The sequence below is a fragment of the Streptococcus parasanguinis genome (genome assembly GCF_001578955.1).
Classification (GTDB): Bacteria; Bacillota; Bacilli; order Lactobacillales; family Streptococcaceae; genus Streptococcus; species Streptococcus parasanguinis_U.
On the sequence record NZ_KQ969692.1, the window covers coordinates 204436 to 215551 of the forward strand.

General features: G+C 43.4%; 12 protein-coding genes and 1 pseudogene. 1 reads left to right on the forward strand and 12 read right to left on the reverse strand.

Annotated elements, in window-relative coordinates; all coding sequences use genetic code 11:
• Positions 1–9: 9 nt before the first annotated feature.
• From SPADD19_RS09130 to SPADD19_RS09170, 9 genes are all read right to left on the reverse strand, one after another.
• Complete coding sequence (locus SPADD19_RS09130) at positions 10–420, reverse strand: SP_0198 family lipoprotein (RefSeq protein WP_061455845.1); 411 nt, start codon at positions 418–420, stop codon at positions 10–12.
• 76 nt (positions 421–496) lie between these two features.
• Entirely contained in the window at positions 497–1729 is a 1233-nt protein-coding gene (locus SPADD19_RS09135) for a bifunctional folylpolyglutamate synthase/dihydrofolate synthase (RefSeq protein WP_049498960.1), read from the reverse strand.
• A gap of 207 nt (positions 1730–1936) precedes the next feature.
• On the reverse strand, positions 1937–2242 hold the full coding sequence (locus tag SPADD19_RS09140) for a DUF1292 domain-containing protein (RefSeq protein WP_003001941.1): 306 nt from the start codon (positions 2240–2242) through the stop codon (positions 1937–1939).
• A 22-nt stretch (positions 2243–2264) separates the two neighbouring features.
• On the reverse strand, positions 2265–2684 hold the full coding sequence (gene ruvX, locus SPADD19_RS09145; RefSeq protein ID WP_049498959.1) for a Holliday junction resolvase RuvX: 420 nt from the start codon (positions 2682–2684) through the stop codon (positions 2265–2267).
• Complete coding sequence (locus SPADD19_RS09150; RefSeq protein ID WP_003002070.1) at positions 2684–2950, reverse strand: IreB family regulatory phosphoprotein; 267 nt, start codon at positions 2948–2950, stop codon at positions 2684–2686. The genes ruvX and SPADD19_RS09150 overlap by 1 nt, the downstream gene beginning before the upstream one ends.
• A gap of 124 nt (positions 2951–3074) precedes the next feature.
• Positions 3075–3671 (reverse strand): SP0191 family lipoprotein, encoded by a 597-nt coding sequence (locus SPADD19_RS09155; RefSeq protein WP_049498958.1) that lies wholly within the window; start codon positions 3669–3671, stop codon positions 3075–3077.
• Positions 3672–3805: 134 nt separating this feature from the next.
• Positions 3806–4204: a transcriptional regulator Spx gene (gene spx, locus SPADD19_RS09160; protein ID WP_003009108.1), complete on the reverse strand. Its 399-nt coding sequence runs from the start codon at positions 4202–4204 to the stop codon at positions 3806–3808.
• 87 nt (positions 4205–4291) lie between these two features.
• The gene (gene recA, locus SPADD19_RS09165; RefSeq protein WP_049498957.1) at positions 4292–5437 is read right to left on the reverse strand and encodes a recombinase RecA; all 1146 of its coding nucleotides are present in this window, start codon (positions 5435–5437) and stop codon (positions 4292–4294) included.
• 119 nt (positions 5438–5556) lie between these two features.
• The gene (locus SPADD19_RS09170; protein WP_061455846.1) at positions 5557–6825 is read right to left on the reverse strand and encodes a competence/damage-inducible protein A; all 1269 of its coding nucleotides are present in this window, start codon (positions 6823–6825) and stop codon (positions 5557–5559) included.
• A 375-nt stretch (positions 6826–7200) separates the two neighbouring features.
• On the opposite strand from SPADD19_RS09170, the pseudogene SPADD19_RS09175 reads away from it, so the two are divergent.
• A pseudogene (locus SPADD19_RS09175) lies at positions 7201–8233 on the forward strand (S66 family peptidase).
• A gap of 59 nt (positions 8234–8292) precedes the next feature.
• Here SPADD19_RS09175 and SPADD19_RS09180 read toward each other — a convergent pair.
• From SPADD19_RS09180 to mutL, 3 genes are all read right to left on the reverse strand, one after another.
• Positions 8293–8859, reverse strand: coding sequence for a DNA-3-methyladenine glycosylase I (locus tag SPADD19_RS09180; protein ID WP_061455847.1), 567 nt, complete (start codon positions 8857–8859; stop codon positions 8293–8295).
• Between the two features lie 9 nt (positions 8860–8868).
• Entirely contained in the window at positions 8869–9462 is a 594-nt protein-coding gene (ruvA, locus tag SPADD19_RS09185; protein WP_061455848.1) for a Holliday junction branch migration protein RuvA, read from the reverse strand.
• Positions 9463–9482: 20 nt separating this feature from the next.
• Positions 9483–11116, reverse strand: a 1634-nt coding sequence (gene mutL, locus SPADD19_RS09190; protein WP_241496567.1) for a DNA mismatch repair endonuclease MutL, incomplete at its 5' end; no start/stop codon positions are given.

Consider the following 11116-nt stretch of genomic DNA (forward strand, 5'->3'; position numbering starts at 1 on the left):
TCTCGTCCCTTATTGCTTGGTCAGGACAATAATCCCTTGATCATCCTCTGCTTGCTCCAGATCTTCTAGCGACAACTGATTTCCTTCGATCCGATAGCGATAAGGCTCATCTCCGATACGCATGGATTGATTGACCGGATCAATACTGACCTCTTTGGTCTCTTCTTCGCCATCAGCATCTTGCACCGTAAACGTGCCTTTTCGCCCCGTCACCACCAACAGAATCATATTTTCCTCGTCCTGTCCTCGATAACTGCCATCTATGGACACTCCTTCTTTCTGTTCTTCACTCGCTGAAGTCACAGTCTGTGATGAAGCAGACGTCTGTTTGCTCGAAGTCTGTGTTGCTTTTTCTTGCTGGCTACAAGCAGTCAGAAAAAGGGCTACCACCAAGGTCATTATAAACATGATTTTTTTCATTTAGATCGACTCCTTTCGCTATAACCGTACACTATCTACCACCAGTATACGCCAAGAAAGTCTTTAGGTCAATTGTTTACCCCTCTAATAAAAATGCCCTTACCTCCGCAATAAAATACAAGGATCCTGTGACAAATAAGACTTCATCTGGACGACTCTGATCCATAAATTCTTTGATATAGGCCTTGTAGTCAGCTACATAGGGCAGGTCTTGTCGGTCTCCTTGTGCCACCACTTCTCCGTAATGGAAGGTCGTCAAAATCAATTCAGCTTCTGGCAAACCTGTTTGAAGCGTTTCGAGCATCCCGCTATAATCTTTTCGCTTAAGGGCTCCAAATAAAATCTTCACGCGTTTTCCTGCTAAGCTATTGGCAAACTCGATCAAGCGCAGCATGGCGTGAGGATTATGGGCGCCATCCAAATACAACTGGTCGCCAAACAACTCTAGACGTCCCGGCCACCGCGTCTCTTGTAAGGCCAGTTTGACCTGATCCATATCCACTTCTTGATCTAGACCCTCCATGTAGAGGAAAAAGGCCTCCAAAGCCACTGTAGCATTTTCCCGTTGGTAATCACCCTTCAAGCCCAGAGACGGCAAGACAAGTTCCACGCTTTCATTCCAAAAATGATCCTGCTCTAAGCCAAAATCTTTCTCGAAGGCGTGGAGATCCACAGCTAATTCCTTCGCTTTTTCTTGACAAACAGCTGCAGCTTCATCGGATAAGGGTCCCACTACAGCTTTCTTGTCCTTCTTAAAGATTCCTGCCTTTTGCTGAGCAATTGCGGCAACAGTCCCTCCCAGCGTTTCCTGGTGATCCAGACCAATCGAAGTGATCACTGCGATCTCTCCTGTCACTACATTGGTGGTATCTAGAAGTCCACCGATACCGACTTCCAACAGGACCACATCCACTCCTTGTTCCTTAAAATACAAAAGGGCCATGAGACAGATAATCTCAAAATAAGAGAGTTGGTCCTGGGTTTGAAGCAAGGTCTGCTCCATTTGTTGGACTTCTTGACCAATCCGAGTAAAATCTTCATCTGAAATCGGCCGATCCCCAATACAAATCCGATCATGGATACTGATCATATGAGGAGAGGTAAAGGTCCCAACTTTCTTTTCGTGAGCCATCAACAATTGACGCAGAAAGGCGATTGTGGATCCCTTCCCATTGGTTCCTGTCACATGAAGAATCGGATAAGCCTTATCCGGCCTCCCTAAAAGGCTCACTGCCTGCTCCATACGATCCAGTCCCGATCGAAAATTCAGACCGATCCGACTATTCATCCATTGCTCAATCTTATTCACATCTTCCTCCTAAAAGAAAAAAGCGACAAAACCTCTTCTGACGTTTGCGCTCCTTTCTTTTGTAGTTATTTCTTTCTCATTTTTACAGCAAGTCCCCGGGCTTACCAACTCTTTCCAATTTCTTGAAGCAGGGCTAAAAACGTCCCCCGGACTTACCAACTCTTTCCAATTTCTCGGAGTTGGGCTGATACAGTCTCCCAGACTGTATCACTCCTCCATAAAGCTGTTGAAGACTTCTTCGATCATGTCCCATTCTGCATCTGAGTCTTCTGGGATTGGTTGAAGGTCACCTTCTGTTCCGTCTTCGTTTTCTGTAAATGAATATGCTTGGATTTCAACTTCGCCATTTTCATCTTCCTCTGCATTTGCAGGGATCAAAAGGACATAGTTCTTTCCAAATTCTTCTTTGCCATCGATGGTCAAAAGAATTTCAAACAAGGTTTCATTTCCTTGTTCATCCACCAATGTGATTAATTCACGTTCTTCATGGTCGTGGTTATGATCATGTGCCATACTATTCTTCCTCGTTTTCTTTCTAAAAATTACGATCTAAATAATTTTGTAAAATGAGCTGCGCCGCTAACTTATCAATAACTTTTTTGCGTTTGCTACGGCTAACGTCTGCTTGCTCAATCAACATCCGCTCTGCAGCAACTGTTGTCAACCGTTCATCTTGGTAGTCGACTGGCAACCCAAACTTTTCAGCAATCATCGTGCCATAAGCCTGACTGGCTTCCACACGTGGTCCGCTCGTGTTGTTCATGTTTTTCGGTAGGCCCACAACAAAACGATCCACCTTGTATTGAGCTACTAATTCGGCTAAGCGCTCCAAACCGAATTCTTTTTTCTCTTCATCGATTTGGATGATTTCAAGACCCTGAGCTGTAAAACCGAGAGGATCACTCACAGCAACCCCGACTGTCTTTGAACCAACATCCAATCCCATAATTCTCATTAGAGGTCTATTCCTTGCCCTTTCAAATAATAACGTACCAATTCTTCAACGATTTCATCTCGTTCATATTTACGAATTTGGTTCCGTGCATTATTATAACGAGGTACATAGGCAGGATCACCACTAAGTACGTATCCTACGATTTGATTAATTGGATTGTAGCCTTTTTCATCCAGTGATAAGTATACATCTTTCAAGGTCTCGCTAATTTCCTTACGATTTGAATCATCAAGATTAAAACGTACTGTTTCATCTGTAAATCCCACAAGAACACCCTCTTTCCTTAGAATATTACTATTATACCATAATCAAGAGTTTTCCACAACGGTCAAGTCCTTGATTTTACGGCTTTTTCAAGCATTTTTGAGCTTTTTCAGCTAAACTGTTTTTTTATTTTTGCTCACTCGCTCCAGCATTGATGAGGTTGTCCGCAAATTGGCTCGGTGTCAGCTTCAACAACTCCGGCAAGTGATTGTTTTTGAAGTAGGTTATCCCTTCAGCCTTCTTCACATCCATTGCTTCAAAGTCATAGGTGATGGTCACCTTGTATTCATTCTCATTTTCCAAGGTCAAATCAGCTGTGAAGCCAGGAACTGTCAATGCTTCCTTAAAGGCATCATCCTTGGTAAAAGATTCTCTCAATTGCTTTTGTGCTTCTTCGACTCCAACCTGTTGGATCCCTTTTTTCAGTTCCTCATCAGTTGCCGTCACATTGACGGTCTCTAATTTTTTAAAGGTATTCCCCACATAGGTTACAATTTGCGTCTGTTGTGTGCCCTTGTCATCTTTTGGAAAGACAAAGGTTCTAGTGATGACTTGATTTTCTTCAGCTTTTTGTAAGATACTCTTATTATCCTTTTGTAGCTGTTCTGCTTTCGCTTTGATTGCTTTTTGCTCACTTGAGGTTGGCGTTTTCACTTGCTTTTTTTGACCACATCCTGTCAAACACAACACAAGTGCACCCAATAAGAAGATTTTTCTTTTCATTTTTCATTCCTTACTAGTTATTGTTTTCTAAAATATTGTATCATAGATTTCGTAAATTGGCGCAGTAAACTGCTATCCATTTCTAATTTGAACAAGAAAAAATCAGAAACAAACCGTTTCTGATTTCAATCACTTTAAAGTGCTGCACGCATCCGTGCTTCCGCATTTTCTACATTTCGAACTGATCGTGGTAAGAAGGCACGAATATCGTCTTCTTTGTAGCCCACTTGGAGACGTTTGTCATCTACCAAGATCGGACTTTTAAGAATACGAGGTGTTTCCATGATGATATCAATGACTTCGTTAACACTCAAGTCTTCGATGTCCACTCCTAGATTTTTAGCGTATCGATTTTTTGAAGAGACAATACTTGCCACTCCATTTTCAGTCTTTGTAAGGATATCCAACAATTCTTCCTTGGTGATCCCTTCCTTACCGAGGTTTTGTTCTTTATAAGTTAGCTGGTGAGCGTTGAGCCAAGTCTTTGCTTTTTTACAGCTGGTGCAACTTGACACTGTATAAATTTTAATCATGAATGCACTCCTTTCGCTACACGATAATACTATCGTATTAAATTATAACACAAAAACCATCAGTCTAGCGACCTATTTTGAAAAAAATTAATCTTCAATTTCAATCGCGTCATCTAAATCTAGAGTTACTTCTTCTACGACAGGAGCTGCTTCTTCAGTTTTATCAAGTTTTTTCACCGCTTCGTCTTCTTCGATCAAACCAAAATGTACCCGAACCTTGTGGTCGATTTCGTCAAAAATTTCTGGGTGGTCAGCCAAGAATTTCTTAGCATTTTCAGATCCTTGACCAATTTTTTCGCCATTATATGAGTACCACGCACCCGCTTTTTGGATGATATCCAAATCTGTTGCAATTTTAACCAATTCACCCGTACGTGAAATTCCTTCCCCGTACATGATTTCAACCATGGCTTCTTTAAACGGTGGAGCTACCTTGTTCTTTACAACCTTGATCTTAGTTTCCTTACCAACGTTGGTATCTTTTTGGTCCCCAGTACCCTTGATTTGAGTATTTCCACGGACATCTAAACGAACCGAAGCATAGAATTTAAGGGCACGACCACCAGGTGTGGTTTCAGGGTTCCCAAACATGACCCCAACTTTTTCACGCAATTGGTTGATAAAGATGGCAATGGTCTTCGTCTTATTGATAGAAGCTCCAAGTTTACGCATAGCTTGGCTCATCATCCGCGCTTGCAAACCAACGTGGCTATCCCCGATATCACCATCGATTTCTGCGCGTGGTACCAAGGCAGCAACAGAGTCGACAACCACCAAATCAACCGCACCAGAGTCGATCAATTTACCGGCAATCTCAAGTCCTTGTTCCCCTGAGTCTGGTTGAGACAAGAGGAGTTCGTCGATATTGACCCCAAGAGCTGCTGCATAAGATGGATCCAAGGCATGCTCGGCATCAATAAAAGCCGCAATGCCCCCTTCTTTTTGTGCTTGCGCTACTGCATGGAGGGCAACGGTAGTTTTACCAGATGATTCCGGACCATAAATTTCGATGATCCGACCTTTTGGATAACCACCAGCACCCAAGGCAATATCAAGAGCCAATGAACCAGAGCTCATGACTTGAACCTTTTGTTCCGCGCGTTCGCCCAAACGCATGATGGATCCTTTACCAAAATCCTTTTCGATCAACTTCAGGGCATCATTGAGCGCTTTTTCACGCTCATCTCCAAATTTCTTAGAGATATCATCTAATTTTTTCTGTTTTTTCGCCATTCTTTTCTCCTATTTTTTACTATACAGGAAATGTATGCAACTCACCAACGATTACCGTCATTTGAAAGGCTCATTTCCTATCCATTTTTAGAATCATTCTTCATTTGGCACAATCTTCATTATACCAAATTTTCACTATTTAATACAGCCAAGCGCACCAAATTAAAGGCATGCAGAACTGCAATTTCGCGGACATCAGCTCGGCTACGTCCGGCGATATTGACTTGGACACTATCCACTCCATTTGGAGTTGCAAGTCCGATAAAGACTGTCCCTGCTGGATGCCCTTCCAGACTATCTGGCCCCGCAACTCCGGTCAGGCTAACACCATAATCGGATCCTGTTAACTTACGGGCCTGTGAAGCCATGGCTTGAGCTGTAAAATGAGACACTACTCCATGTTGCTCCAACTCTTGAGCTGAAATAGACAACATCTTGCTTTTTTCTTCCAGACTATAGGTGACAAAACCACCTGCGAAGATGCTGGAAGCACCCGAAAAATCTGCCAGAGTCGCTTGGAAGAGGCCAGCCGTCAGGCTTTCTGCAGCTGTAATGGTCTTACCAGTCTGTTTCAAAAGATCAAAGGCCACCTTGGCCATCGAATTGTCATCTCCATAACCGTAAAACAACTCTTGCAAGGGTTGATGATCCAGCGTGTGACGTGATAAGATTTCCTTTTCTAAGACATCGAGCTTAGCATCCGCTGAAGCTTGATCCTTCGCCTTTGTAGATAGACGCAAGGTTACTTCTCCCGTCTTGGCATAAGGGGCAACCGTCGGATCACTCTGCTCTTCAATGATATCTGCTAGGATCGTAACCAGCTGGCTTTCCCCAATCCCAAAGAAGCGCAAGACTCTTGAAAAGAGCTGTTCCCCTGTTGTCAAATGAGGCACCAATTGTTCATTGACCATGGGTTTTAACTCACTTGGCGGACCAGGTAGAACGACATAGGTCACATCATCGACTTCAATCAAACCTCCAACCGCGAGACCTGTACGGTTTTGAAGGGGGATTGATCCGGCAATCATTTGTGCTTGTCGCTCATTATTGGGCGTCCGGACATAATCAGGGCGACTGGCAAAGAAGGTGTCGAGTTTAGCAAGCGCTGTCGGATCAAAAACCAGTTCTTTCCCTAAAAACTTAGCAAGGGTTTGCTTGGTCAAATCATCCTCTGTTGGCCCAAGTCCACCGCATAAAATCACCAAATCACTGCGTTTTGAAGCTGTCTCAATGGTCGAGAAGAGACGGCCTTCATTGTCTCCTACCGCCACATGATAATAGACATCAATTCCTAAACTAGCCAATTTTTCAGACAAGAATTGAGCATTGGTGTTCACAATTTGTCCTGTTAGAATTTCTGTTCCAACTGCAATAATTTCCGCCTTCATGGTGCCTCCCACTTATACTATTCGTAATTTTCATTTCATTTTAACACAATTTCCTAAATTATTTAAAAAACAGATTGAAGATAAAGTTCATTTTGGACAACTTTCTTCAATCTTTTTCTTTTAGAGTATAAAGTGAAAAACTCTTAGAAACACTATTACATCAACATTCCTAAGAGTTTTAACTATGTGGTAATCAACTTCTAAAGGGCTATTTTCTATTGTTGATAGAGCTTATCTCTATTCTGAAGCAACCATATCGAGCGGTTGCTTTTTTCTTCTTTCTTGATCTAAAAGCCTTCTTCTGGCTCTAATTCTTGTTGTTTCCCCTCATTTTTTGTGATACAATAGCATCAATTTTTTCTAGGAGGATGAGATATGGTTTCTACTATTGGTATTATAAGTTTATCTAGTGGGATTATCGGAGAGGACTTTGTCAAGCACGAAGTGGACTTGGGGGTCCAACGACTCAAAGACCTGGGACTCAATCCTATCTTTTTACCTCATTCACTAAAAGGCTTAGACTTTATCAAAGAACATCCCGAAGCTCGTGCGGAGGATTTGATTCAGGCATTTTCTGATGATAGTATCGACATGATCCTATGCGCCATCGGTGGAAACGATACCTATCGCTTGCTACCTTATATTTTTGAAAATGACCAACTACAAAAGGTTATCAAACAAAAGATTTTTCTTGGCTTCTCGGATACGACCATGAACCATCTCATGTTGCATAAACTAGGAATCAAGACTTTTTACGGGCAATCCTTTTTAGCAGACATTTGTGAGTTAGACAAAGAAATGTTGCCATATAGCCGCCACTACTTTAAAGAATTAATTGAGACTGGTAGAATCTCAGAAATCCGCCCTAGTAACGTTTGGTATGAGGAAAGGACTGATTATAGTCCCAAGGCTCTGGGAACACCTCGTGTCAGCCATGCAAATACAGGTTTTGACTTGTTACAAGGCAATGCTCAATTTGAGGGAGAAATCCTCGGTGGTTGTCTTGAGTCTCTCTATGATATTTTTGACAACTCTCTACACGCAGATAGCACAGACCTCTGCCAAAAATACAAACTTTTCCCTGACTTGTCAGACTGGGAAGGAAAGATTCTCTTGCTAGAAACAAGTCAAGAAAAGCCTGAACCTGACGACTTCAAAAAAGATGTTGCGGACTTTAAAGGACACGGGCATATTCGCGGTCATCAGTGGACTCTTGGTCGGAAAACCTATGGATGAAACTTTTTATGACGACTATAAAGAGGCACTATTGGATATCATTGATAGCAATATCCCGATTGTCTATAATCTGAATGTCGGACACGCAACTCCAAGAGCAATTGTCCCATTCGGAGTCCATGCCCATGTAGATGCAACGGAGCAAGTCATTCGCTTTGACTATAACAAATAAAGCTGGGAAGAATTTCTCAGCTTTTTTTCTATATTCTCAGACACTCTAGTTACCTATACTCACTCATCACCGTTTTTCCATTCACAATCATTCTCATGATCATTGACCAGGCCTGCTGCTTGTAGGTAGGATAAAACTGCGACTGGTCCGGTGAACTTAAAACCCCGCTTTTTGAGGTCCTTGGCTAGCTTCTCAGAAAGAGCTGTCTTCGCTGGAGCCTGTCGGTAATCTGGAACATCATTGACGATGGTTTTCCCATCGACAAAAGACCAAAGATAAGCATCAAACGATCCAAATTCCTCCTGGACTTGTAAAAAGGCTTGAGCATTGGCCCGTGTCGCATAGATCTTAGCACGATTTCGGATGATAGCTGGATTGTCTAACAAAGTTTCCAGTTCAGAGTCGGTCATCTCTGCAACGCGTTGAAGGTGGTAACTATGAAAAGACTCTCTGAAAGCCTGCCGTTTATTGAGCACCGTCTCCCAAGATAGGCCAGCCTGATAGGTCTCCATACAGAGCAACTCAAAAAGGGCCTGGTCATCATGGAGGGGTCGCCCCCATTCTTCATCATGGTAAGCTATATATAACGGATTGGCCATTTTAACCCATCCACAACGTTTTGGCATCTTCTTCTCCTATTTGACCAACATCTTAAGGGCAGACTTGATGTAGTTTTCAGCAGTATCAGAAGTTCCTTCAAAGAATTTCTTGATTTTCTTGAGTTCCGTTGCCTTGTAGCCCAATGCCAACATGGCTTCCATAGCTTCTTCAAGGGCTTGGTTTTCTTCTGCAACTTCGGCTTTGGACTGAGCCGGTGCATCTTCTAGATCAAGATTGATCTTACCTTCTAGGTCCAAAACCATCTGTTGGGCTGTTTTCTTGCCGATTTTTGGAAACTTGGTCAAGTAGGTGATGTTCTTGCTTTCGATGGCTTGGACAAGGCCTGCATTGTCATCCGCAGCAATGATAGCCAGAGCTGAGACAGGTCCAATCCCAGAGACTGAGATCAAGTTTAAAAAGAGCTGTTTCTCTTCCTCTGTCGCAAAGCCATAGAGAAGGTGAGCGTCTTCACGGACCACTTGGTGCAGATAGACTTGCACCTCTTGATTCATTTTGCCAGAGTAGGCATAGGGATTGGCCACATGCAAGAGATAGCCGATCCCAGCTGTTTCTACCACAATGTATTTAGCAGTGATTTTCGTTAAAATTCCTTTAATGTATTCGTACATAATCTTCCTTTATTGTTTGTTTAATACTTGCCCAATTCCCGTAGACTGGTGTGATTTTCTTGAATACGTCGGAACATCTTTTCCATATCCGACTTGGTGAAGTTGACCAAGACCGGACGACCATGAGGGCAGTTATAAGGGTTATCACATTGGGACAGTTGATAGATCAGGTCGCGTGCAGAGTAATCGTCCAGTGTGTGGTTGGCCTTGATGGAGCGTTTGCAGGACATCATGATGGCCAACTCAGCCCGGTATTTCTTGATAGACACTTCCTTGGTCAAGAGGAGCATGTCACACATTTCGTAGATACCCGACTCGATCTCTTCTTCCTTCATCCAGATAGGGTGCTCCCGTAAGATCAACTGGTTGGCTCCGTATTCTTCTAAGTAGACGCCCACTTCTTCTAGGAGGTGCTTGCGCTGTTGTAGGCGGATTAGATCGTCTGTAGGGAACTCAAAGATATAAGGCACTAGCAGTTGTTGCTGACTGCCGTCTACGTCCCCGATGCTCTCCCGGTATTCTTCGTATTTGACCCGCTCTTGGGCCGCGTGCTGGTCAATGATATATAGGCCCCCATTTCCTTGGGCAAAGAGATAGGTTCCATGCATCTGACCAAAATATTCCAACTCTGGGAAGGTCGAATGTTCTTCCCCATCCAACTTATCATAGGCCTTGTCTAGACTAGCCAGATCCAACTCTGGATGATCCAGTTCATCATAAACCACAGCCTTTCTTTCCGCAAACTTGATCGCGCTTGTTGGTTTTTCTACTGGGTTTTCTTGGATTCTAGCTTCGGTAGCAGTCTCATCTGCTAGAGGCCGTTGAGGATCTGCCACTTCTGGTCGAAGTTTGAAATCTTGACTTTCTCGATCATAATAGAGACGATTTTCTTTTAAAGGCAGGGTTGTCTGTACTGGCTTTTCTGTTCGGCGAATGGTCGACTTGGCCAGATTTTCTAGAGCATCCGGAATCAGGTCCTGCTCTTTCAAAGCATTCGCAATAGCCTGGGAGATCAAGGCCATTAGTTCTCGTTCTTTGGAGATACGCACTTCTTGCTTGGTCGGGTGAACATTGACATCGGCTAAGTAAGGGTCGATCTGGATATTAATAATCGCGAGTGGAAAGCGACCCACCATGAGTTTACTGCCGTAGCCGTCTAAAATAGCTCGATTGAGCAAGAAATTCTTGATGTAACGGCCGTTGATAAAGAGACTGATGTAATTGCGATTGGCACGAGTCAATTCAGGCAAAGACACAAAGCCCGTCACTTCAAAATCTAGGTCGCGATTTTCAATGGCCACCATCTTCTTTGCAGACGCCAGGCCATAGACACCCGCAATCGCTTGCCGGAGATTACCAGTCCCCGCTGTTTTGGTCATTTCTTTTCCATCATTGATCAAGGTAAAGGCAATCTCAGGATGGGCCAAGCTCAAGCGATTGAGAATATCCACGATATGGGATAGCTCTGCCTGCTGGCTCTTTAAATACTTGAGACGAGCAGGTGTATTAAAAAAGAGATCTTCCACTGTGATCTTGGTTCCGACAGGGCTTGTCGCTGGCTCCAATTCCTCAATTTCACCACCCTTTGCGACCAATTTGGTCCCGGGGGCAGCTCCTTCTTGCGCCGTTAGAAGGGTTAGAATACTGACAGAAG

Coding starts and splice junctions, on each gene's coding strand:
- SPADD19_RS09130 (WP_061455845.1), bottom strand. CDS start 420: ATGAAAAAAATCATGTTTATAATGACCTTGGTGGTAGCCCTTTTTCTG.
- SPADD19_RS09140 (WP_003001941.1), bottom strand. CDS start 2,242: ATGGCACATGATCATAACCACGACCATGAAGAACGTGAATTAATCACA.
- ruvX (WP_049498959.1), bottom strand. CDS start 2,684: ATGAGAATTATGGGATTGGATGTTGGTTCAAAGACAGTCGGGGTTGCT.
- SPADD19_RS09155 (WP_049498958.1), bottom strand. CDS start 3,671: ATGAAAAGAAAAATCTTCTTATTGGGTGCACTTGTGTTGTGTTTGACA.
- spx (WP_003009108.1), bottom strand. CDS start 4,204: ATGATTAAAATTTATACAGTGTCAAGTTGCACCAGCTGTAAAAAAGCA.
- recA (WP_049498957.1), bottom strand. CDS start 5,437: ATGGCGAAAAAACAGAAAAAATTAGATGATATCTCTAAGAAATTTGGA.
- SPADD19_RS09170 (WP_061455846.1), bottom strand. CDS start 6,825: ATGAAGGCGGAAATTATTGCAGTTGGAACAGAAATTCTAACAGGACAA.
- SPADD19_RS09180 (WP_061455847.1), bottom strand. CDS start 8,859: ATGCCAAAACGTTGTGGATGGGTTAAAATGGCCAATCCGTTATATATA.
- ruvA (WP_061455848.1), bottom strand. CDS start 9,462: ATGTACGAATACATTAAAGGAATTTTAACGAAAATCACTGCTAAATAC.